22 protein-coding genes are annotated in these 21,892 nt (G+C 68.9%); 18 read left to right on the forward strand and 4 right to left on the reverse strand.

Annotated features, from left to right (window positions below; genetic code table 11):
* The first annotated feature begins 5 nt into the window (after nt 1–5).
* The 14 genes from ACFULV_RS19520 to ACFULV_RS19585 all read left to right on the forward strand — a co-directional run bounded on the left by ACFULV_RS19520 (nt 6) and on the right by ACFULV_RS19585 (nt 13,788).
* On the forward strand, nt 6–860 hold the full coding sequence (locus tag ACFULV_RS19520; protein WP_378658514.1) for a MinD/ParA family protein: 855 nt from the start codon (nt 6–8) through the stop codon (nt 858–860).
* Nucleotides 857–1,498 (forward strand): hypothetical protein, encoded by a 642-nt coding sequence (locus ACFULV_RS19525; protein ID WP_378658517.1) that lies wholly within the window; start codon nt 857–859, stop codon nt 1,496–1,498. The genes ACFULV_RS19520 and ACFULV_RS19525 overlap by 4 nt, the downstream gene beginning before the upstream one ends.
* Before the next feature lie 94 nt (nt 1,499–1,592).
* Nucleotides 1,593–1,886, forward strand: a complete 294-nt coding sequence (locus ACFULV_RS19530; protein ID WP_056815437.1) for a hypothetical protein — start codon at nt 1,593–1,595, stop codon at nt 1,884–1,886.
* Complete coding sequence (locus tag ACFULV_RS19535) at nt 1,886–2,140, forward strand: hypothetical protein (RefSeq protein ID WP_056810720.1); 255 nt, start codon at nt 1,886–1,888, stop codon at nt 2,138–2,140. The genes ACFULV_RS19530 and ACFULV_RS19535 overlap by 1 nt, the downstream gene beginning before the upstream one ends.
* An 8-nt stretch (nt 2,141–2,148) precedes the next feature.
* The gene (locus ACFULV_RS19540) at nt 2,149–2,745 is read left to right on the forward strand and encodes a hypothetical protein (RefSeq protein WP_378658520.1); all 597 of its coding nucleotides are present in this window, start codon (nt 2,149–2,151) and stop codon (nt 2,743–2,745) included.
* Nucleotides 2,742–3,557: a hypothetical protein gene (locus ACFULV_RS19545; protein ID WP_378626938.1), complete on the forward strand. Its 816-nt coding sequence runs from the start codon at nt 2,742–2,744 to the stop codon at nt 3,555–3,557. Before ACFULV_RS19540 ends, ACFULV_RS19545 begins: the two co-directional genes overlap by 4 nt.
* 56 nt (nt 3,558–3,613) lie before the next feature.
* Nucleotides 3,614–5,065: a hypothetical protein gene (locus tag ACFULV_RS19550; RefSeq protein WP_378626939.1), complete on the forward strand. Its 1,452-nt coding sequence runs from the start codon at nt 3,614–3,616 to the stop codon at nt 5,063–5,065.
* On the forward strand, nt 5,062–6,558 hold the full coding sequence (locus tag ACFULV_RS19555; protein ID WP_266290614.1) for an SCO6880 family protein: 1,497 nt from the start codon (nt 5,062–5,064) through the stop codon (nt 6,556–6,558). Before ACFULV_RS19550 ends, ACFULV_RS19555 begins: the two co-directional genes overlap by 4 nt.
* 7 nt (nt 6,559–6,565) lie before the next feature.
* Nucleotides 6,566–8,923: a hypothetical protein gene (locus tag ACFULV_RS19560; protein ID WP_378658522.1), complete on the forward strand. Its 2,358-nt coding sequence runs from the start codon at nt 6,566–6,568 to the stop codon at nt 8,921–8,923.
* Nucleotides 8,920–9,228: a transposase gene (locus tag ACFULV_RS19565; protein WP_056810706.1), complete on the forward strand. Its 309-nt coding sequence runs from the start codon at nt 8,920–8,922 to the stop codon at nt 9,226–9,228. The genes ACFULV_RS19560 and ACFULV_RS19565 overlap by 4 nt, the downstream gene beginning before the upstream one ends.
* Nucleotides 9,229–9,289: 61 nt before the next feature.
* Nucleotides 9,290–10,945: a peptidoglycan DD-metalloendopeptidase family protein gene (locus ACFULV_RS19570; RefSeq protein WP_378658525.1), complete on the forward strand. Its 1,656-nt coding sequence runs from the start codon at nt 9,290–9,292 to the stop codon at nt 10,943–10,945.
* Nucleotides 10,942–11,508 carry a hypothetical protein gene (locus ACFULV_RS19575; protein ID WP_378626945.1) on the forward strand — a complete coding sequence of 189 codons (567 nt, stop codon included), beginning with the start codon at nt 10,942–10,944 and terminating at the stop codon, nt 11,506–11,508. The genes ACFULV_RS19570 and ACFULV_RS19575 overlap by 4 nt, the downstream gene beginning before the upstream one ends.
* A gap of 31 nt (nt 11,509–11,539) precedes the next feature.
* Nucleotides 11,540–13,366, forward strand: coding sequence for a type IV secretory system conjugative DNA transfer family protein (locus ACFULV_RS19580; RefSeq protein WP_378626946.1), 1,827 nt, complete (start codon nt 11,540–11,542; stop codon nt 13,364–13,366).
* Entirely contained in the window at nt 13,363–13,788 is a 426-nt protein-coding gene (locus ACFULV_RS19585; RefSeq protein WP_378626947.1) for a DUF4913 domain-containing protein, read from the forward strand. Before ACFULV_RS19580 ends, ACFULV_RS19585 begins: the two co-directional genes overlap by 4 nt.
* Nucleotides 13,789–13,848: 60 nt before the next feature.
* On the opposite strand, the gene ACFULV_RS19590 is transcribed toward ACFULV_RS19585, so the two are convergent.
* Nucleotides 13,849–14,418 carry a hypothetical protein gene (locus ACFULV_RS19590; protein WP_378626948.1) on the reverse strand — a complete coding sequence of 190 codons (570 nt, stop codon included), beginning with the start codon at nt 14,416–14,418 and terminating at the stop codon, nt 13,849–13,851.
* Between the two features lie 240 nt (nt 14,419–14,658).
* Nucleotides 14,659–15,555: a peptidylprolyl isomerase gene (locus ACFULV_RS19595; protein WP_378626950.1), complete on the reverse strand. Its 897-nt coding sequence runs from the start codon at nt 15,553–15,555 to the stop codon at nt 14,659–14,661.
* 85 nt (nt 15,556–15,640) lie between these two features.
* Here ACFULV_RS19595 and hisS point away from each other — a divergent pair, with 85 nt between their 5' ends.
* Together hisS and ACFULV_RS19605 are read left to right on the forward strand one after the other, a co-directional pair.
* Complete coding sequence (gene hisS / locus ACFULV_RS19600) at nt 15,641–16,915, forward strand: histidine--tRNA ligase (RefSeq protein WP_378658528.1); 1,275 nt, start codon at nt 15,641–15,643, stop codon at nt 16,913–16,915.
* A 106-nt stretch (nt 16,916–17,021) separates the two neighbouring features.
* Nucleotides 17,022–17,672 (forward strand): hypothetical protein, encoded by a 651-nt coding sequence (locus ACFULV_RS19605; protein WP_378658557.1) that lies wholly within the window; start codon nt 17,022–17,024, stop codon nt 17,670–17,672.
* A gap of 42 nt (nt 17,673–17,714) precedes the next feature.
* On the opposite strand, the gene ACFULV_RS19610 is transcribed toward ACFULV_RS19605, so the two are convergent.
* Together ACFULV_RS19610 and ACFULV_RS19615 are read right to left on the reverse strand one after the other, a co-directional pair.
* Nucleotides 17,715–18,728 (reverse strand): Rv2578c family radical SAM protein, encoded by a 1,014-nt coding sequence (locus tag ACFULV_RS19610; RefSeq protein WP_378658531.1) that lies wholly within the window; start codon nt 18,726–18,728, stop codon nt 17,715–17,717.
* A 31-nt stretch (nt 18,729–18,759) separates the two neighbouring features.
* Entirely contained in the window at nt 18,760–19,734 is a 975-nt protein-coding gene (locus ACFULV_RS19615; protein WP_378626952.1) for an NAD-dependent epimerase/dehydratase family protein, read from the reverse strand.
* Nucleotides 19,735–19,927: 193 nt separating this feature from the next.
* Here ACFULV_RS19615 and ACFULV_RS19620 point away from each other — a divergent pair, with 193 nt between their 5' ends.
* On the forward strand, nt 19,928–20,245 hold the full coding sequence (locus ACFULV_RS19620; RefSeq protein ID WP_378658534.1) for a type VII secretion target: 318 nt from the start codon (nt 19,928–19,930) through the stop codon (nt 20,243–20,245).
* Nucleotides 20,242–21,867, forward strand: a complete 1,626-nt coding sequence (locus ACFULV_RS19625; protein WP_378658537.1) for a hypothetical protein — start codon at nt 20,242–20,244, stop codon at nt 21,865–21,867. The genes ACFULV_RS19620 and ACFULV_RS19625 overlap by 4 nt, the downstream gene beginning before the upstream one ends.
* Nucleotides 21,868–21,892 lie beyond the last annotated feature (25 nt).

The raw sequence follows: 21,892 nt of genomic DNA on the forward strand, positions 1-21,892 counted from the left end.
AGGCGATGACAGACGATTGGAGCCGATGGCTCGACGAGGCCCCCGAGGGGGACCCGTCCGATGACCTGGCGCGTGATCCGGCTCCGGTGGTGCGGTTGCGGCGTCGCAACGGTGAGCGCCGCGACGGCACCCGGAGGCCGATCCTGGTGGTCGGCGGCTGCGGCGGCGCGGGCACCACGACGACCGCGCTCGGACTGGCCGCGGAGCTCGTCACCGCGGGTGCGACGACAGTGGCGGTCGACGCGACCGCGGCGGGCAGCGACATCGCGCTGCGCGGGGCCGACAAGCACCTGCACCCGGTGAACCTGCAGTCCTGGGTGTACGGCCGGGGCGACGACGAACCGGCACCCCTGGAAGACTGCCTGTCCCGCTCCACCTCCGGGTTCGGACTGCTCTGGCGGGACGCGACCCCGCTGCGCCGTCGCGCGACATTTCTCACTGTCGCGCGGGCGCTGGACACCGGTGGGTACACCGCGGTCTATGACGGCGGCAACCCGATTGCCGGACGGCAACTGCGGCCCCTGCTCGACGACGCCGATATCGCACTGGTATTGGCCATCCCGGCCCGCGTCGACGCCGCCAACCGGCTGCGCGTGACCCTGGAATGGCTCGACGACCACTACGGCGACGACGGCGCCGGTGTGGTCGCCGACACTACTATCGTTGTCTCGCATCAGTATTCGCACGACGACTCGCGCGTAGCGGAGCATTTGCGCGAACACCTGTCGGGGTGGGTGCGCGAGGTCGTCGAGATTCCCTACGATCCGCATCTCGCGCGCGGGGAACTCGTCCGCCACGCCGAGCTGGCCGAGGCGACGCGTTCGGCGTATGCGAGCTTGCTCGCGGGGGTGGCATCATGACGGCAGCCATGAATCTTCGTCGTCGTCGTGAACCGGACGCCCCCGCCGGTGTAGTCGCGCCGCCAGAATCGCTGCGCGCCAAGATCTGGGAGCGCCCGGTGCCGGGGGTCGGCCGGGCGCCGCTGGTGTGGTTGCTCGGCGTGCACGGTGGCGCGGGCGCGACCACGCTGTCGCACGTGCTGGCCCCCGCGGCCGACGCGCGCGGGCGCTGGCCCGGGGTGTTCGACCGTGAATCCCCCTATGTCGTGCTGGTCGCCAGGGAAACCATCTCCGGACTCACCCGCGCGCACGATCTGCTGCGCCAGCACCACGCCGGGCTGGCCGGACCGGCACTGGTTCTCGGCCTGATCACCGTCGCCGCGCGCCCCGGCCGGATGGCGCCGGAGATCCGGCGCTACCGGGAGGTGGTCGGCTCGCTGGCCGGGCACGTCTGGCAGGTGCCGTGGTTCGAGGAATGGACTCTGGTGGAGTCCGATGTGCTTCCGGTGTGGTCGCCGGGCGACGAGGTGGCGGTCAAGAAACGCCGCCCCGACCCGCTCGACGACGTGCCGGTCGAAATCGGTGACCTCGGTACCGATGTGGTCGCCGCGATCCGCACCAGTCTCGGCCCGCCCCCGTCGGGCGAGGGTCGATCATGAACGCCGGGCGGTTCGCCGGTCGGTGGTGTACAAACGTGTGTCGTCGTCGAAGTGTTTGTGGCACAACACCTTTACTGTGGGAGAAAGGCACCCGATGAGCATGCTCCTCCTCGCCGTGCAGGACACGTACGGCACCGTGCTGGCCCAGGTCGGTAACCCGACCCCGGAGGCTCCTCCCGGCTCGGAGAAGATCCTGCAGCTGGTGCGTTACCTCACCTGGTTCGTGCTGCTGTCGGGCATCTGCGGCATCACCTACGCGGGCGGCAAGTTCGCGTGGGAGCGCTGGACCGGTGGTGGTCTCGAATCGCCGAAGATGGTGGCGGGCGCCATGATCGGTGGCGTCGTGGCGACCAGCGCCGGCACGATCATGAGTGCGGTCATCGGTTAGTGATCACCGTGCTCGCCTACAAGCAGATCCCGGCCGACGTGTTGGCGCCGATGATGCAGTTGCTCAACTGGCTGCTCTGGTTCGTCCTGCTGTCGTGCCTGGCCTGGATGATCCTGTCGGCGGGTCGATTGTGGATCGCGTTCCGCAGCGACCTGGCGGTCAACGACGCCTCACACGGCGTCCTGATGAGCCTGATCGGTGCCTCGGTGGCCAGCACCGCGTCGGCGATCGCGCTGGCCTTCCTGCCGGCATGAATTCCACAGTGACACGACCGGTTGCGGTCGGTATCGCATTGCTCGCCGCGGCCGTCGGCTGTGGTGGCGGTGGCGATACCGGCCCCGACCTGACAGCCGCGCCGACCGGGGTGGGCTGGCAGGACTACCAGGGCATCTCCCTGCCGCACACCGATCAGGGCCCGAAAACAGTGGGGCAGGGCACCGCGACGGGGTTCGAGCATTCCCCGCGCGGGGCCGGGCTGGCGGCACTGACCCACACCATCCGGTTGTCGGTGGCGCCGGACAGTCAGTGGGCCCAGGTGGTGAACACCGAACTCGTCCCGGGGCCCGCGCGGGACGAGTGGGCGATCAACCGAGTACAGCTGTCGATCACCGGACCCGCCACGGCGGAGTACGCGCCGAAATTGTTGGGTTACAAAATTACCGAATATCGTGACGAGCGAACGACTGTCGACGTCTATACCGAATACTCCGACCGCTCACGGGCGGTGAACCACACCACGGTGAGCTGGTACGGCGGAGACTGGCGACTGCAGTTACCCGATCCCCGTTCCACCGACCGGCCGGTCGACCCGATCGATGAATTACCGCAGGACATTGTGACATTGGAGGCACCGCAGTGAGCGAGAAGGAGCCGGGCACGCGCGACCGCGCGTCCTTCGGCATGATCGCCTCCGGTGCCCTGCTCGCCCTGATCATGGTCGTCGGCGCCGTCGTGTACTTCACTCGCGACGGCGGTAGCGAGGTGGACAACGCGCCGCCGCCCGCCCAGGCCGCGGGCGGAACAGGATTCGCCGAACCCGAGGTCGATCTGCTCGGCAGGCGGGTGGACATCCCGAACAACCCGGCGGGTCAGCCCCTGGCCCAGCAACCGGGTACGCAACGTACCGCCGCGGACCCGGATTGGCTGACCGGCGCGCCGGAGGGCACCACGAAACCGCACGGCTGGCAGCGTGTCTACGGCGCGTCGGTGCCGTTCTCCACTTCCGACGGGCCGTCGCGAATCGAAGACGGCCTCGCCGTCGGCTACGCGCGGACACCGCAGGGCGCCGCGCTGGCCGCCGCGCAGATCACCTACCGGCTCAACGCCCGCCCGGCCGACCGCGACCTGTATGTGACCCAATTGCGGGTCAGCACAGCGCAGCTGGCCGCTTACGACTCCGCGCTGTCGGGCGAGCGGCTGCCCAAACAGCAGCCGGAGAAGGTGACCCGGTATTTCGTGGCCTCCGACGCGTTCAAGATCGACGATTTCGCCGAGGATCTGGCGATCGTGCGGCTGGCCTCACGCGGTCCGGTGATCGATGGCAAGCAGTTGTATGCCGCCATGCGGATGATCGTGGTGTGGGACGCCGGTGACTGGCGGCTCAAACCGTCGACGACAGCAAATACCCAGACCGAGTACGTGGAATCGCTGGCGGGGTGGACGACATGGTGATCGAGGTACAGCACAGCCCGGATCGATTCCGCGCGGACCATCGAGGGGTGCCAACTATGCTGAGGCGGATCGTCACCATTTTCGCGGTGATCTTCACCGTGATGATCGCGACGCCGACGGTGGCCTACGGCCAGACCTACGGCTTCGACGAGGCGTGCAACGAACTGCACGACACCCTCGACAGCGTCGCGATCCCCGGAGTCTCGCTCGGCGACGCGGCCTCGGCGGTGTGCAAGGCGGGCAATGCCGCCTCCCACCCCGGCGACGCGGCCACCGCGGTCAAGGACAAGGCGTGGGATTCCACCTTCGGCAAGGTGGTCGACTCGCTGATGAAGGGCCTCGGCGAGGCGCTGATCCTGGCGTTGACCTTCTGGATGAAGGTGCCCAACGAGGCGGTGAGCGACTCGGGGGCACTGTTCACCAAGATCAACGACTACACCTATCAGATCCAGATATTGCTGTTGATCGCCTCGGTGATCATCACCGGCGGCCGATTGGCCGAGGCCAGACGCGGGGCGGCCGTGAGCGAGGCCGCCGAATCGTTCCGGCTGTTCGCCAGGGTGGTGTTCAGTTCGTGGATGCTGGGTGCGGTGATCGTCGCGGGTACGCGAGCCTCGGACAAGTTCTCCGAGTGGATCATCGACGACGCCACCGGCGGCAACGCCAAGAACATGGCCGAGCTGATGGTGAAAACCAGCAAATTGCAGGCCTTTTCGCCGGGTCTGGTGCTGATCATCGCCATCGTCGGACTGCTCGGCGCGCTCGCCCAGATCGTGCTCGCCATAGTTCGGCAGGGCCTGCTGGTGGTCGCCGCGGGCGTGCTGCCGCTGGCCGCCGCCGCCTCGGCGACCGGCACCGGTAAGCAGTCGTATCAGAAACTGGTCGGCTGGATCATCGCGTTCATGCTGTTCAAACCGGTGGCCGCGATCGTGTACATGATCGCGTTCACCACCGCGGGCCACGTCGACGAGACCACGGAGTCCGGTGGCTTGCCCAGCGGCGAGGACGCGCAGCGGATGCTGGTCGCGCTGGTGCTGCTGTGCAGCGTGGCGTTCGTGCTGCCCGCGCTGATGCGCCTGGTCGCGCCCGCGGTGGCCACGGTCGGCACCGGCGGTTCGGGTCTGATGGTGGCCGGTGGTGCGGCGGTAGCCGCCATGGGGCTCGGCGCGATCGGCACCAAGGCTGTCGCCTCCCGGCCGGTGGCGGCGCCCGGTTCCGCGGGCTACTTCGGTAGTGGCGGTGCGGGTCCGCGGCCCGGTGGGCCCGGCGGCGGGGGAAGTGGCGGCGGTGGTGCGGCGCCACGACCGATGCCGCCACCACGTGGGGGTGCGCCCGCGCCCGCGACGACGAGTTCGGGCTCGGTGCCCGCGGGGGCGGCCCGCAATGTGGCCGCCGCACGGACCGCGGCCAACACCACCGCACGCGCGGACCAATCGATGGGCGACGTCGCCGGTGACCGCTGGGCGAATCGTTCACCCGACCTCGGCAGGAGCACGATTCCGCGATGACGACCTCGGCGACCGACACCTACGAGCGCCGCTCGTACGGGCTGTGGCAGAAACCGCGCAGCGCGGGCCTTTTCGGCCTGCGCTGGGAAGAGACCGTGATCGGTTTCGTCGTGGTGATCACGGCACTGATCTGCGCGATGGTCGGTGGATTCAAATGGGGTTTCATCGTCGGCGGGCTCGGTGCGCTGGTGATGGTGCCCCTGGTGTGGCGGACGGGGGGCCGCTCGGGCTATGAGACGGGACTGATGATGTTCAACTGGAGGCGCTCACGCAACAACGGCGAGCACGTGTACCGCGGTGGCCGGTTCTCCCGAATCCCCGGCGGTGTCACGAAATTGCCGGGGCTGCTCGCGCCGTCGAAGCTCTACGAAGGCATCGACGCCGGTGGGTATCACTTCGGGATGATCCATCTGCCCGCGTTCGCGCAGTACACGGTGGTGTTGCGGGCCTGGCCGCAGGGGCACGAGGCGGTGGACCAGCCGGTGATCGATCGCTGGGTCGCGGCCTGGGGCACTTTCCTCGCCTCGGTCGGGCAGACCAGCGACATCGTCGCGGTGGTGCCGGTGATCGACACGGTGCCCGAGACCGGAAACCGGTTGCTCAACGAGGTGTCCACGATCACTCGCCCCGAAGCCCCCGATCTGGCCCAGCAGGTGATGTACGAGCTGGCTACCGAATTGCCGCAGGAGCGTGTGCAACTGCTGCCGCGGGTGGCGATCACGTTCAAGGCGACCACCGCCGAGCGGCGCAAGAACCCGGCCGAGGAAGCGGTGGAGATCGGGCGCAGGCTGCCCGGTATCTGCGCGGCGCTGGCCGAGGCGGGCGTGCGGGCGCAGCCGATGTCGGCGGAGGAGGTCATCTCCTTCATCCGCCGCAGCTACGACCCGGCCTCGCAGGCCGACCTCGAGGTGGCCGCGGCCGATCCCGGCGGGCACGGTCTCGGCTGGGACGACGCGGGTCCGGTGTCCTACGACGAGAAGTGGGATCACCTGATCCACGACGGTGGCCGCTCGGTGACCTGGGAGATGGACGCGGCGCCCGAGGGCGCGGTGGACGAGCGGGTGTTGCAGCGACTGCTCGCGCCCAATCCCGAAGTGCCACGCAAACGCATCGCGATCGTCTACCGGCCACACTCGGCCGCCGACGCCGCCGAGATCGTCGACGACGATTTCAAGAACGCGCTCGTGGCCCAGCAGAGCGAACGCGGCGTGGTGTCGGCGGCGGCGACGCTGCGCGTCGGCGCCACCCAGCAGGCGCGCGAGGAGCAGGCCCGCGGACACGGTGTCACCCGGTTCGGTGCGCTGGTCACCATCACCGAACCGCTGCGCGGTGACCTGCCCCGTATCGAGGCCATCACCCGCGACCTGTCCACGCAGGCTCGGCTCAAGATCCGGCGCTGCTACCGCTACCAGTCCGCGGCGTTCGCGGCATCTCTCGGTTGCGGCGTGATCCTGCCCGAACACGCAACCATTCCGAAGGCATTGGCGGGGTGAGGCGATTATGGGACGCGACTACGAACCCCCGGTGCGCGATCGCGACGACGTCGCGTTGCGCCCGGTCCACCGGCCGCCGCGCATCCGCGGCGAACGCGAGCCACGGCCCGCGGGGAGCGCGCCGCGCGTGAGCGACGACGTGCTCGGCCTCGACGAGCGCACCGAACGCGACGAGCGCGAACGCTCGGCGCGGGGTTCACGCGTGCCCGAAGAACGCCCGTCGGGTGAGCGCAGGTCGCGTGAGGAACCCCGTGCCGACCGAGTCCGTCCGAACCGACCGCGCGGCGAGGAACCACGCAGGCCGAGGGAGGACGAGGACGGTCGCGTTCGCTCCCGCGGTGACGAGATGCACGGTCGCGGTGACGGGCCACGCGCACCCGGCCGCGAAGGTACGGGGGAGCGCCGCACCCGGCGCCCGCATCCCGATGCCGAGCGGGCCGCACGGGCGCGGGCCGAACGTGGGCTGCGCGACGAGGACCACGGCCCACGTCTGGAACACCAACGCCCCCAGAATGATCCGCGTCGACGGCCGAAGCAGGCCGAACCCAAGCTGACGAAGAAGAAGCCGAGGCCCGCGAAGGCTGTGCGCGCGATCCGGCCCGATGAGGCCGCCGACCGCGCGATGGGTTCGGGGCGGTCCGCGAAATCGACCAAGCCGGACCGGCGTTCGCAGTCGGGCCCGACGCTGCTCGACGACGCCACCCGCGCCCGCTACGAGATGATCGCCCGGGAGCAGTCGGGTCTGCGGGCGGCGTGGGCGACCTTCCGGATCCACACCGACGACCTACGCCGCAACAACGCGAACGCCCGCAGCGAGGCCGTCGTCAAGGACGGATTCGACCGCACCACCGCCGAATTGACCGACCGCGGTTATTCGGGCGCGGGCGGCGGCAAGATGAACGTCGTCGGTCGCCCGGTGGAGTATCGGGCGACCACCGCCCAGGTCGCGGGTCTGTGGCCGTGGTCGGTCGGTGCGGGCGCGCCGCTGATCGGCACCCCGCTCGGCTCGCATCTGCACACCGGCGCCCCGGTCTGCTTCGATCCGATGAACTGGTTCATGCGCGGCAGCTTCATCACCGCGCCCAGCCTGTTCGTGCTCGGTCTCAACGGTTTCGGCAAGTCCTCGCTCGTGCGCCGGATCGTGCTCGGCGGTATCGCCCAGGGCATCACCCCACTGATCCTGGCCGACGTGAAACCCGACTACCGCAAGATGGTCGAACTCGTCGGCGGTCAGGTGATCGACCTCGGCTACGGGCACGGCAAGCTGAACCCACTGGCGGCGGGCGTGCTCGGGTCGGTCGTGCCGCGCCTGGAAGACAAACCCGCACTGCAACGTCAGGTGCTGCAGGATCTGCGGGCCAGACAGGTGACGCTGATCGCGGGCCTGGTGGAACTGGTCCGCGGCGCCCGCGTGGCCGACTTCGAGGAAACGCTGATCGCCACCGCGCTGCGCATCCTCTACCAGCCGGGGGGCTTCACCCCGGACAAGCCGCCGATCATGGAAAACCTGCTCGAGGTGATCGTCGGCGGCGGCGCCGAGATGATGCTCGACGCGGGCGCCGACAACACCGACGAATACCAGAACGCGATCAAGGGGCTCCGCCGTTCGTTGCGCGCGCTCACCCAGGGCCCGTTCGGCGCGATCTTCAACGGTCAGACCAGCGTTCCCATCGACACCGGCGCCGTCGCGGTGTGCATCGACGTCTCTCACATCCCCAGCGGCGACAAGAAGCTCAAGGCCGCGGTCATGTTGGCCTGCTGGGCAGACGGTTTCGCCTCCGTCGAGGCCGCGCACGTGCTGGCCGACGCAGACCTCGGCCCGCAGCGCTACTTCCAGGTGGTGATGGACGAGCTGTGGCAAGTGCTCGGTCTCGGTGACTTCATGGTCGACCGCGTCGACGAGCTGACCCGTCTGCAGCGTGGCCTGGCCACCGCCCTGATCATGATCAGCCACACCATCAAGGACCTGCAGGCGCTGGGGTCGGACGCCGCGATCGCCAAGGCCATCGGCTTCCTGGAACGCGCGCGCGCCAAGATCTTCGGCGCGCTACCGGCCGAGGAGATCAGCAGGCTCGACTCCACGGTGCCGTTCACCTCGGCCGAGCAGGAGATGGTGACGAGTTGGTCGGCGCCGCAGGCCCTCACCGGTGAGGCGCTCAAGCCCGGCCAGCAGCGGCCGTCGCCGCCCGGTACCGGCAAGTTCCTGCTGAAGGTCGGCGAGGATCGCCGGCCGGGCATTCCTTTCCACATGGAGTTCACGGTGTCGGAGCGAGAAAGCGGAATCCACGACACGAACCAGCGCTTCAGCGAGTTCGGCGACAACCCCAGGGGCACGCCGGACTATTCGAACGGGAGTGAGCAATGATGCCGCACCGGTCCTATCGCCGGGTTTCGCCGGAGGTCCGCAACGCCGCCGTCGCCCAGGTGGTCGCGCTGACCGACAAGTTGCGCAGCGAATCGGAGGCCTGCCGCATGGTGGCCGAACAGATCGGTGTGCACGCCAATTCGGTGCGCAACTGGGTCCGCGCGACCCAGGACCCGAGCCTGGATCGCATGGACGCCACCGCGCTACGCCGCAAAGTGGCGCTGTTGCAGCAACAGCTGGCCGCCGCCGCGGAAATGAACCGCACGCTCGCCGACACGCTCAACGAGTCCCGGCGCCGCACATGAACTCCGCCGCGGCGGACGTTGCGCGAATCGGCGCCCGGCGCGGAACGCGGGGAGGCGGCCGGTGAACGTCCGCACGATGATGATGACGGTGTTCGGCTCGGTCATCGGGTTGGTGGCCCTGGTACTGGTGATCGTGTTGCCGTCGTCGGACGAGACCTGCGAGACCGGCGATGTGCTGGTCGGATCGTCGGTGCCCACGCTGCCCGAACTCGGTGGTGACAACCGTGCCGGTGCGACGAGTGCCGCCGCGCCGACATCGAATCCGGCGGTCACCGGTACGCCGTCGCTGGCCGCTGGTGTCGGTCCGCTGCGCCGCACGTTGCCGCTGGAGACCGGAACGTTCACCATCTCCGATGTGTTCGGTTCGCGCGGCGGCGATCACAAGGGCATCGACATGGCCGCCACCGACGGCACCACGATCTACTCGGTGTCCGATGGCAGGGTCGTCGCCGCCGGTCCCGCTTCGGGTTTCGGCAACTGGATCGTCGTCGATTCCGTCGACACCAACGGTCGCGCCTACTCCGCGGTGTACGGCCACATGTGGGACGCCGGCGTCAAGGTGCGCACCGGCCAGACGGTGACCGCGGGTCAGCCGATCGGGATGGTCGGGTCCGCGGGCGAATCGAGTGGCCCGCACCTGCATTTCGAGATCGTGCCCGGTGGCCGGTTCACCGGTGGTCGCCAGATCGACCCGATGCCGTGGCTCGACGGCGCGCCGACCCCGGATGTCGGCGGCGCGCGGGCATTTTCGAGCGATCCGAACTGTGTGCGCGGATTCGGCAGCGCCGGTGGGGCACTGGCCGACGGGAAGGTGCCCGCCGAACTCGAGATCTGGTATCGCCGTGCGGGGACGGTGTGCCCGGAGATCTCCTCGTCGCTGCTGGCCGCGCAGGCCAAGCAGGAGTCGGGATTCCGGCGCGGGCTCACCTCGCCCGCGGGCGCGCAGGGCCTGGCCCAGTTCCTGCCGGGCACGGCGGCGGGCATCAATCCCGAGGACGGTCAGCCCTACGTCATCGACGCCGACGGCAACGGGTCCGCCAGCGTGTGGGACGACGGTGACGCGATCATCGGCCAAGCCCGCTACATGTGTTCGATCGCCCACAAGATCGCGGGCTGGATGGCCGCGGGGCGCGTCTCGGGCGACCTGGCCGCTCTCACCCTGGCCGGGTACAACGCCGGTGAGGGCGCGGTGCTGGCCTCCGGGGGGATGCCCAATCAGTATGCGGCGCACTATTCCGAGACCAGGCCCTACGTCACCAACATCCTGTCGATGGAACCCCAGTACCGCGCGCCCGGCGCGCAGGGCCGGTTCACCCCCGGGCAGGGCAGCGACGGCGAGCAGATCGTCGAGGCCGCCCACGACTGGCTCGGCACACCGTACGTGTGGGGCGGTGGCGGCGTGCAAGGGCCGAGCGGTGGCGGATTCGACGGGCCGGGACTGACCGCCGCGGCGGTGTTCGCCGCTTCCTCGGGCGCGGTCACGTTGCCACGCACCGCCGAACAGCAATGGGAGGCCGGACGGGAGGTCCCGATCGCGAAGGCGGCGGCCGGCGATCTGGTGTTCAGCGGGTTCGGGCGGCAGGGCCCGACACAGGTCGGGATCTACGCGGGCAACGGCCGGCTGATCCAGTCGGTGCCGCCGACGAGCAACCGCGGTGGTGGGGGTGTCGCCGAGGTGGCGGTGCCCGGCGACGCACGGGCGAGGAGGGTGTTGTGACCACGCGACCAGCGATAACCTGGTGGGAGAGAACACGAATCCGCACAACCCCGGCGGTGATGCTCGTGGCAGTCCTGCTCTCGGTTCCGGCGTGCGGTGGCGACGCCGAGCCGACGCGTCCCGAGGCGACTTCGACCACGCGTCTGCTCGAAGCCGCGGTCGACCCGACGACTCCCGACGGTGTCGCGGTGGTCGCGCTGCGCGAGGTCTACACCTGGAACCCCGCGACCGAGCAACCCGGATCCTCGCTGCAGCGCGCGCGAGAATGGCTGGGGCCCAGCATGATACGTATGCTGGACAGTTCGATCGGGGCCACCGAGACGCCGAAACCGTCGCTGCAGTGGGCCGACTGGGCCAAGGCGAAAGCGCGCGTGGAGGCGTTCACCTTCGCCTCGGGGGAGCCGGCGCCCGCGAGCGCCGATCCCACGGTGGCGCAGTACAAGATCGGCATCGAACAAACGGTCGTCTACCCGAACGGCCGCACCGAAGAGCTACCGCCGAGCACCGTCATCGCGACGGTGGTGCAGACCCCGCAGGGCTGGCGCCTCGACGCGTTCCGCTGACCACCCACCACGTCCACACAAGGAGGCACCCGTGGCGAAGAAGAAGGTGACGGATCCGGCCGCGGTCGGACCCGACACGACGCTGATCATGATCATGTTCGGGTTCGCGGCGCTGATCACCCTCGCCGTCGCCCTGCACCTGGGCAACGCGCTGGCGGTTGTGCCGCAGACCATTCCGATCAACCCGATCGCGGTGGTCGCCGATCTGGCGCGGGGCAAGCTGCACTGGCCGCGTGCGTCGACGGTGATCGTGCTGTTGGTGATCGCGTCGGCCATCGCGTATGTGGTGATCCGCAAGCGGTTGAAGAAGCGTGCGGGTGCGGGTCGGTTGGCGGTCGACGACAAGGCCGACCACATGGGCAGCGGTAGCGCGATCGCGTCGATCACCGAGGCCGGAGTCAGGGAGAAGGCGGCTGCTCTGGGTATGAAGCTGGGCACCAACGACTCACCCGGTGTGCCGATCGGCATCGCTGTCGCCGACGGCACCCCGCTCTACGGCTCCTACGAAGACCTGCATCTCGACATCTGGGGCCCGCGGCAGGGCAAATCCACCTCGCGGGTCATCCCGGCGATCCTTTCCGCGATCGGGCCTGTGCTGGCGACGTCGAACAAGCGTGACGTGGTCGACGCGACCCGTGATGTGCAGGAGGCCAAGGGCAGTCGCACATTCGTGTTCGATCCACAAGGCGTCGCCGGTGAACGACCGACCTGGTTCTGGGATCCGCTGAGCTGGGTCAACTTCCGCACCGAGGGGTGTGAGATGCGGGCGGCTCGGCTCGCGGGACACTTCGCCGACGCCGAGACCGGCGGCAGCGCCGACGACGGCGACAACTTCTTCGATCCTGAGGCCGAGGATCTGCTCGCCGCGTTCTTCCTCGCGGCCGCGATCGCGGGCAAACCGATCACCCAGGTGTGGGAATGGGTGACGAATCCGCAGAACACCGAGGCGATCGAACACTTGCGCGGCGCCGAACACCACTTCACCGCGTCCGGCCTCGCCATGCAGTACAACGCTGACGAGCGCACCAGGAGCGGCATCTTCGGTACTGCGAAGAAGATGATTCGCTGCTTGCAGTTGTCCAATGTGCACCCGTGGATCACCCCGGCCGATGGCGTCCGTCCCCAGTTCGACGAACTGGAGTTCATCGAACGCAACGGCACGCTGTACTGCCTGTCGCTCGAGGGGCGCGGTTCGGCCGCACCGCTGGTGAGCGCGCTCACCGAGGCGGTCATCGATGTGGCCATGCGCAAGGCCTCGCGCTCGTCGGGTGGCCGGTTGCCGATCCCGCTGCTCGCGGTGCTCGACGAGGCCGCCAACGTGGTGCGCTGGAAGGATCTGCCCAAGCAGTACAGCCACTTCGGGTCGCGCGGCATCGTGGTGATGACCGTGTTGCAGTCGTGGGCGCAGGGTGCGCGCTGCTGGGGCGAGGCCGGGATGAGCGCGCTGTGGTCGGCCGCCAACATCAAGGTTCTCGGCAGCGGCGTCGACGACATGGCCTTCCTTCGCGATCGGTCCGAGGCGATCGGCGAGTACGACTCGATCTCCGCGTCGATGTCGCAGTCGGGCAACAGCAAGAGCTACTCGCGTTCACTGAGCTCCTCGGTGACCTTCACCGCGCAGGGCCTGGCGACGCTACCGCGCGGTCGTGCCGTCGTGTTCACCTCCGGTCAGCCCGCGGTCCTGGTGCGGACCGTGCCGTGGTGGGAGTCGGAGTACGCCGACGCGGTCAAGCGGTCGATCGAGCAGAACGACCCGACTCGCAAGACCCGTATCGAAGACCTTTTCGGGTCTCCGTCGTTAGCGAAATCTGTTCCGCCGGAAGAGATGGGTGAAGTCGAGGAGGTCAAGCCGCTGTGAGCTACGACAATGTCGCCAATGGGGAGATTACGAACGGCTACCAGGGGGTGTACGAGTTCGTCACCGAGTACTTGAGCCAGGTCTACCGGCGCCAGGTCACCGATATCAGTGACACGGTGTGGTGCCCGGAATGGTGGCACCACAGCGAGGCGGTGATCCGGTTGAGCGCGCTGTGGCAGGCCTGGGAGCATCACCGCCTGCAGGGCGGGACCGGCATCAGTGTGTGGTTCCTCGACCACGCGGACCCGCACATGACCAAGCTGTTCGACCCGAAAGGGCCGTTCAAATACTGCAGTGTGCGCAACGGTCACAAGGGGATGCTCGAACCGCTGCCGCTCAAGAAGCCGGAGGGCGCGGACGCGCAGATGTTCGGCAGTCCGGACATCGACCGGCTCTGGCAGAAGGGCCGCATACCGGACTGACCGAACAGATGCTCGGATCCCCCTGCCAGGCAAGGGGATCCGAGCATCTTCGGAGTCGGGTCAGCGACCGCGTTCGATGCCGCGTTCGATCCCGCGTTCCCCACGCTGACGCGCGAGGGTCGCGCGCATCACGGTGTCCCGGGACCGGATCGCCTCCTCCGGCGAGATGCCTTGGCCCATTTCGACCAGCATCCGAACCTGGGTGAGTTCCGGCGCGACGCCGGCACGCTGCAGATGTGCCGCGATCGCCGAGCGCCGCTCGGCGGAGTCGTAGCCGACGCTCGGTGTCGCCGCGGCGTTCGAGGCGAAGGGGGAGCCCTGCGGCTTGTTGAGGTTGATGCCGCGCGATTCCACATTGCGGGATTCCACGCCGCGCGACTCCACCGTGCGCGACCCCACCGACATCATCTGCACGAGTTCGATATTGCGCGGATCCTTGGCCTTGAGATCACGCGCCTCGCGGATCTGCAGTTCGCGCGCTTCCTTCATCTTGGCTTCGATCGCCTTCGCCCGGGACTCGGCCTCTTTCTGGCCGTGTTCCCGCGATTTGACGGCGACCAGGATGGCCATCTGCAGCATGGTGCGCATCATGGACGCTGTTTCGCTGCCGATGTCGTCGAGTTCCGCCATGACTGCTCCCCGATGCTGCTGTGGAAGTGGACATCTGAGCCTACCGCGTGAAGGACACGGTGCGATGTCCGGCGGGCCGGGTCGACAGCGGAGAAAATGCGGGTGAGCGGTCCGTGAGCCGGATGAATCGTAGGGTTGCCTAGCCTCTGATGATCTTCTTCGCACGTCGGGGCGGGAAAACCGGAAACGGACCGGACACGCCAGCGTGTCCGGTCCGTTTCGGTACTGGGAAAGCGGGTGTCAGCCCACCTTGACGGAGTTGAACGAGATCGGGATGGCAGGCCCGCCGTCTTCCGCGCCACCCTTGACGCCGCCGCCCGCGACCTTGTCCAAGGTGGCCAGGCCGGCCTCGTCGATCGTGCCGAAGATGGTGTAGTTCGGCGGCAGCTGGGTGTCGCCGAAGACCAGGAAGAACTGGCTTCCGTTGGTGCCCTTGCCCTCCGGGGAGGTACCCGCGTTGGCCATCGCGACCAGGCCGCGCTTGTAGTTCACCGGCTGCTGCAGCGCCGGGTCACCGGCGGGGAACAGGTCGGTGGGGTATTCGTTGTCGAAGGTGTAGCCGGGGCCGCCCATGCCGGTGGCCGCGGGGTCACCGCACTGCAGGATGCCGAAGCCCGGCGTGGCCACGATGCGGTGGCAGCTGGTCTTGTCGAAATAGCCCTGCTGGGCCAGGCTCACCATCGAGTTGACCGTGCAGGGTGCCTGCGCGCTGTTGAGCGACAACCCGATCGGGCCCTGGGTGGAATCGATCGCCACCTTCACCTCGGGACCGTCGGTGGCGACCGACGTCGTGGTGGGCGCGGTGACAGGCTTCGCCGCAGGCTCCTGGCCCGCCGGGTAGCTGCAGTCGACGGTCGCGGGCTTGGCCGCGGGGGGCGGCGGACCGGGGATGTCGAGGGGAGTGTTGACGAACTGGGTCGTCGGCACCGCCGAGGACGACTCGGCGTTGGCCGACTCGCTGTCGTCGCCCCTGGTGAGGAAATACACGCCGGTCGCGGCGGCCGCGACGACTATCACACCCAGTACCGAGCCCGCGATCGTCAAGCGCTTGCGCTTCTTCTCCTGCTCGGCCCGTCGTGCCAGCTGGCGCTCCAGCTTGCGCTTGGCCGCCGCCCGTCGCTGTTCGTTACTCGGCACTACCGCGTTCCTCCCGTGTCGTCAGGTTCGTCTAGAGGGTAACCGGTTGGACGCGGGGGGCGCCCGTGGGGAAAACTGGACCATCGTGACCAAGACCAGCAGCTTCACCGCCCCGAAGGGGGTCCCCGACTACCTGCCGCCCGGTTCGGCCGAGTTCGTCGCCGTGCGCGACGGCTTGATCCACGCCGCCCGACTGGCGGGGTACGGGCATGTCGAGCTGCCGGTATTCGAACAGACCGCCCTGTTCGCACGGGGTGTCGGCGAGTCGACCGACGTGGTCAGCAAGGAGATGTGGACCTTCGCCGACCGCAACGGCGAGAGCTTCACCCTGCGTCCCGAAGGCACCGCGGGCGTGATGCGCGCGGTGATCCAGCACGGTCTGGACAAGAGCGGTCAGCTGCCGGTGAAGCTCTGCTACGCCGGTCCGTTCTTCCGGTACGAGCGCCCGCAGGCCGGTCGTTATCGGCAGTTGCAGCAGGTCGGCATCGAGGCGATCGGCATCGATGACCCCGCGCTCGACGCCGAGGTCATCGCGATCGCCGACGCCGGATTCCGCTCGCTGGGCCTGGACGGATTCCGCCTCGAGATCACCTCGCTCGGCGACGGGACGTGCCGCCCGCAGTACCGCGAACTGCTGCAGGAGTTCCTGCGTGGGCTGCCGCTGGACGAGGAGACTCAGCGCCGCGCCGAGATCAACCCGCTGCGCGTGCTCGACGACAAGCGTCCCGAAGTGCGCGAGCTGACCGCGAACGCGCCGCTGATGATCGACCACCTCTCGGAGTCGGCGAAAGCCCACTTCGAGCAGGTGCTCGGACACCTCGACGCGCTCGGCGTGCCGTACGTGGTGAACCCGCGCATGGTGCGCGGCCTGGACTACTACACCAAGACCACGTTCGAATTCGTGCACGACCAGCTCGGTGCGCAGTCGGGCATCGGTGGCGGTGGCCGCTACGACGGACTGATGGCCGAACTCGGCGGTCAGCCGCTGTCGGGCATCGGTTTCGGCATCGGGGTCGACCGGACGGTGCTGGCACTCGCGGCCGAGGGTAAGTCGGCGGCCGATCCGGCACGCTGCCAGGTGTACGGCGTCGCGCTCGGCGACGCGGCCAAGGCGAAGCTGGTCGCGCTGGCCGGTGAACTGCGTGCCGCCGACATCAGCGTCGACCTGGCCTACGGCGGACGCGGGATGAAGGGCGCGATGAAGGGCGCCGACCGTTCGGGGGCGAAGTACACCCTGGTGCTCGGCGATCGCGATCTCGCCGAGAACACGATCGGCGTCAAGGAGATGGCGACCGGTGAACAGCGGTCCGTCCCGCTCGACGGCGTCGTGGCGGTGCTGCGCGAGGAGCTCGGTCGCTGAGGCCGCGTGTACAGCGGCTGGGCGCCGCGCTCGGCTGCTGAGGTCGGTGGGGCGCGGTAATCTGACCGCGCCTCATGCCGGGCGGGCCGGTGGGGGCGGAGAGGCAATCGTGGACGGGCAGTCCGGGCAGTCGCCGGCGACGGAACCGGTGGGAATCGACCTGGTGGCACCCGAGGTGTTCGCGCCGATGTTGCGCAGGCTCGCGCTGGCCGCGCTCGGCGTGGGCGTCGGTGCGGCGTTGCTGTCGGCGGTATGGCTGAGCTGGCCGTACGCGATCCTGATCGGACTGGTCGTCGCTGTCCCGACCATCGGTTACGTCTTCGCGTTCCAGCGGCGGCGGCTGTGGTTGAGCGGCACCGTGATCCGCGCACACCGGTTGGTCGGCGAACACACGGTCGACCTCGCCGACGCCACAGGCGTGCAACTGCTGGTGTATCCCGCACGCCTGAGCCGCATCGTCCTGCGGGTCACCGTCGGCGGCGACACCCAATTGGTGCCGCTGGCGATGTACACCGACGTGGGCAGCGGCCGCGAACTGCACCTGCTCGGCCTGCGCAAACTGGCCGACGCACTCGCCGCCAGCGAACTCGCCGCGGCCATCGCGATCTCGGAAGTGCTCGTGGGGCAGTTGCGTGCCGAGGCTCGCGACGCCGGCCTCGACGAACGTCCGCTGTATCGCGCGGTGCGGTCGGTGCGGAGCAAGGACAGTGTCTCGCCGGTGGTCCTCACCGATTCCGAGGTCGCCGCGCTCGGCTGAGCGTCGCCGGATGGTGTCGTGGCCCGACCGCGTTTCCGGCGGTCAGCCGAAGAGAGCGAGCTGCGCGTCCTGCGGCCTGGGTGGGGGAGCGGCCGGCGTGGTGGGGCCTTGGATTCGGCGCAGGCCGTGGTGGTCGAGGAGGGGGTTCACCCGGTCGCGTAGCCAGTCGCGGTAGAGGGGAGTGACGTTGCCGCCGCGGGCGTAGAGCTGGCGGTAGCGGCGAATGAGCGCGGGGTGTTCGGTGCCGAGCCAGGTGAGGAACCAGTCTCGGGTGGGACCGCGCAGGTGCATCGGGAAGGCCATGGCGCTGGCCGCGCCCGCGTCGGCGATCGCGGCGAACAGGGCCTCGAGGTGGGCCCGGCTGTCGGTGAGACAGGGGATGATCGGCGCGGCCATGACGTGGACGGCGAAGCCCGCGTCGGCCAGCGCGCGGACCAGGTCGAGACGGGCGCGTGGTTCGGGGGTGCCCGATTCGAGGCTGTGATGCAGGTCGGGATCGAGGATGGCGATCGAGACCGCGACGCTCACCTCGACGCGCCGGGCCGCCTCGGTGAGCAGCGGGAGATCGCGGCGCAGCAGCGGGCCCTTGGTGAGGATGGAGAAGGGGGTGCCGGAATCGGAGAGCGCGCCGATGATGCCGGGCATCAGGCGGTATCGGCCCTCGGCGCGTTGGTACGGGTCGGTGTTGGTGCCGAGCGCCACCGCCTCGCGCTGCCAGGAACGGCGCAGGAGTTCGCGACGCAGCACCGCGGCGATATTGGTCTTCACCACGATCTCGGAATCGAAATCCTCGCCCGCGTCGAGGCCGAGATATTCGTGGCTGCCGCGCGCGAAGCAGTAACGGCAGGCGTGCGAGCAGCCACGCATCGGGTTGATCGTCCAGCGAAAGGGCAGCGCGGAGCTCTCGGGCATCTTGTTCAGCGCGCTCTTGCACAGCACCTCGTGGAAGGTGATGCCGTCGAACTCGGGGGTGCGGACGGAGCGGACCAGCCCGGCCCTGGTCAGGCCGGGCAGCGCGCCGTCATCGGCGTCCAGGGTCTGAGCTTGCCACCGCACCCCACGAGTCGAACATTTGTTCGAACGACTGTCAAGCCTGACGCGACGCCCGCAGGAAGTCGACGAGATCGTTGACGGTCTCCGTAGTCGGGCGAGGGCGGTAGCCGAGTTCGCGTTCGGCCTTACCGTGATCGACGACCGGCGCCGAGATCAGAGCGCCCAGTGCGGCTTTGGACAGGCTGTCGGAGCCGAAACGCCGGCCGATCGGCTCGATCACCGGCAGTGTCGCGCCGAGCACCTTCGCCGGGATGGCGAAACGGGGGCCCTTGGCTCCGGTGCGGGCCGCCGCCATCCGGCAGAAGTCCATCATCGTGGTCATCTCGCCGCCGAGCAGGTAGTTCTCGCCGGTGCGGCCTTTGTCGCCCGCGAGGATCAGGCCCTGGGCGACGTCGCGCACGTCGACCAGGTCGAAGCCGCCGCCGATCATCACCGGAATCCGGCCGCGCATCGCCTGGCCGGCGATGACGTTGAGCCGGGACAGGCGATCGGGGAGGTCGACCGGGCCGTAGACGCCGGTCGGATTCACGATCACCGCGTCGAGCCCGCGCTCGATCACCGGGCGCAAGGCCAGTTCGCCGGACCACTTCGACCGGTCGTACACGGGCAAGCCGGGATCGTCTGAGCGGCCGGAGGTCTCGTCGATGTGCCCGCCCGCGCGGTACTGGTCGAAAGCGTGGATGGAGCTGGTGTGGACGAACCGGCGCACGCCCGATTCCAGCGCCGCCTCGGCGGTGACGCGCACGCCCTCGGTGTTCACCCGCCACGCCAGATCGTTGCGTTCGGCGAGGGTGATCAGCGCGACGAGGTGGTAGACCACCTCGGCGCCCGCCAGTGCCGCACGCATCGACGCCGGGTCGAGCACATCGCCTTCGATCCAGGTGACAGCCGGATCGGACGTGGTCGGGGCGGCGCGGTCGATCGCGACGACCTCGTGGCCGCGCTCGACGAGCAGAGGGATCAAGTTGGTACCGAGGTAGCCGGCTGCGCCGGTCACTGCGACCTTCATAAGCCCGAGGATATAGAACATGTTCTAGTTTTGATAGTGGATCACGCAGATCGAGGGTGGCACGACTCGAAAACTGCCGGGGAGTTCGGCTATATTTGGCGCCAATCGCAGTTGGGTGGTCGCGTCGGGAGTTTCGCGTCCGTCGCTGGCTTCTGTAGTGCAGACTTTTCACGACGAGTTGGGGGGATTTCGCATGACCGATCTCTCGGTGCAAACCGAAGAAGTCGCCGCGTTCGCGGCGACCAATGGCGGAGTGGCGGCACAGGTCGCCGCGGCGGGCAATTTCGACTTGGTTGCCAGCGTGTCGGCGGCGACGCCGGTGTTCGGCCTCATCGGCGCCGACTATCTGGCGATGTTCGCGGCCGCACAAGCGTTGCAGGCCAAGGACATCAACGACCTGTCGGCGAAGTTCAGCTCGCTCTCCGACGCGGCCTTCAAGTCGTCGGTGACCTTCGAGACGACCGATATCGACAATGCCGCCCAACTCGCCCGTCAGGCCGCCGGCCTGTGAAGCCGCTGAGCTCGGACGCGGGCGTCATCGCTCCCGATGCCGCGATGGCCGCCGCCGATGCCGCGACGGCGTCGGTGATGGGTGCGGTGCCCGTCGAGGCGCAAGCGATCCTGGACGTCCCGCTGATGCAGGTGCCCGAGGATGTGGCGACCGACGAGGAAGCGGTCTTCACACTCGCGCAGAAGATCACCGACGAAGCTCAGAACGTCAGCACGTCGCCCGCCGGGTTGGGTGGGCTCGGCGGCCTCGGCACCGGCGTGGAGCCCCAGGACATCCTGTCCGGCGTCGCGGACGACGCGTCGTCCGCGCTGAGTGGCCTGCAGGGGACGGTGGCTCAGGTCGCCGCGCCCGCGTCGGCCGCCGCACTGACCGCGTTCGACCAGGCCAAGTCCGCACTCACCGGCACTTCCGGTGCGGGCGCGTCGAGCACCTCCGGCGCGAGCACGTCGGCCGCCGCGACGACACTGACCGAAGATCCGGTCGCCGCACTGATGAGCGGCCTGTCGCTGCCCGCGCTGCCCGGCATCGACACCCTGTTCCAGCCGTTCCTCGACCTGCTCAGCAGCTTCGGTACCGGCGTTTTCGGCTCGCTGGACCCGACCTCGATCCTGAGCAATTCCTCGGCGGTCATCGAGCAGGCGATGACTCTTGCCCAAGGCGGCGTGAAGACCGTTCAGCAGGTGTGGGAGGGGCAGTCCGCCGACGCGGCGACCACCGCCAGCCAGCAGGCGCAGACGCAGGGGCAGGACACCAGCCAGCGCGGCATCGATATCTCCGCGCTCACCCAGCAGGCCGCTGCCGTCGTCCAGACCGGCAACGCCCAGCTCACCACGATCGCCACCACCTTCGCGGCCCAGGCCACCGCGCTCGCGCCGACGATCATGCTGCCCCCGACCCAGGCCACACTGATCGGCTTGGCCACTTCGCATCTCGGTGAGGCGGTGTCGGTCGTCAACGTCACCCGTGGGCAGTTGATGGGGTACACCGGCGAGCTCAGCGGCGTCGTCGGGCAGCTGGCCAGCCAGAGCGGCCTGCCCTCGCCCGAGGAAGTTCTCTCCGCGGCTTCGGAGAACATCGGCGAACCGCTGCTCACCCAGGCGGAGGAGGCTCTGACCGGCGGCGGCGATTCGTCCACCACCGCCGCGAGCACCACCGCGGGTACCACCACTCCCGGCTCTACTTCACCGTCGAGTGTCGGCACCGGTGGCAGTGGCGGTGGTTCCGGCGCCTCGCTCGGTGCGCTCGGTACCGCGCGCGGCGGCGCCGGTGGCGCGGCCGGCAGTACCGGCGGCACCCCGAGCTCGGGCACCCCGAAGTCCACCGCGGCCGTGCCGGGTGCGGCGGTTCCGGCGTCGGGCCGACCGATCAGCACGGTGATGGGCTCCGGCACCACCACGGCCGCGAGTACCGGCGGTACCTCCGGCATGATGGGCGGCGGTGGCGCGGGAGCCGGTGCCGGCCGTGGCAACAACGAGGAAGAACACGGTCGTACCGTGCAGCCCTACCAGAGCCGCACCGGCAACGACGATCTCACCGGTCCGCTGGGCGAATCCACGCCCGACGTGATCGGTGCCGTCCACGAGGACGAACGCGAAGCGGACGCGACCGCGGATCGGTTCTGACCGAGAAGGGGCTCGCCGGTGAAAC

The organism is Nocardia sp. NPDC057272 (genome assembly GCF_042668615.1).
Taxonomy (GTDB): domain Bacteria; phylum Actinomycetota; class Actinomycetes; order Mycobacteriales; family Mycobacteriaceae; genus Nocardia.

Bases quoted from the DNA above. Each gene is read 5' to 3' on its own strand.
- ACFULV_RS19520 (WP_378658514.1), top strand. From the start codon at position 6: ATGACAGACGATTGGAGCCGATGGCTCGACGAGGCCCCCGAGGGGGAC.
- ACFULV_RS19525 (WP_378658517.1), top strand. From the start codon at position 857: ATGACGGCAGCCATGAATCTTCGTCGTCGTCGTGAACCGGACGCCCCC.
- ACFULV_RS19530 (WP_056815437.1), top strand. From the start codon at position 1,593: ATGAGCATGCTCCTCCTCGCCGTGCAGGACACGTACGGCACCGTGCTG.
- ACFULV_RS19550 (WP_378626939.1), top strand. From the start codon at position 3,614: ATGCTGAGGCGGATCGTCACCATTTTCGCGGTGATCTTCACCGTGATG.
- ACFULV_RS19555 (WP_266290614.1), top strand. From the start codon at position 5,062: ATGACGACCTCGGCGACCGACACCTACGAGCGCCGCTCGTACGGGCTG.
- ACFULV_RS19560 (WP_378658522.1), top strand. From the start codon at position 6,566: ATGGGACGCGACTACGAACCCCCGGTGCGCGATCGCGACGACGTCGCG.
- ACFULV_RS19565 (WP_056810706.1), top strand. From the start codon at position 8,920: ATGATGCCGCACCGGTCCTATCGCCGGGTTTCGCCGGAGGTCCGCAAC.
- ACFULV_RS19590 (WP_378626948.1), bottom strand. From the start codon at position 14,418: ATGGCGGAACTCGACGACATCGGCAGCGAAACAGCGTCCATGATGCGC.
- ACFULV_RS19615 (WP_378626952.1), bottom strand. From the start codon at position 19,734: ATGAAGGTCGCAGTGACCGGCGCAGCCGGCTACCTCGGTACCAACTTG.
- ACFULV_RS19620 (WP_378658534.1), top strand. From the start codon at position 19,928: ATGACCGATCTCTCGGTGCAAACCGAAGAAGTCGCCGCGTTCGCGGCG.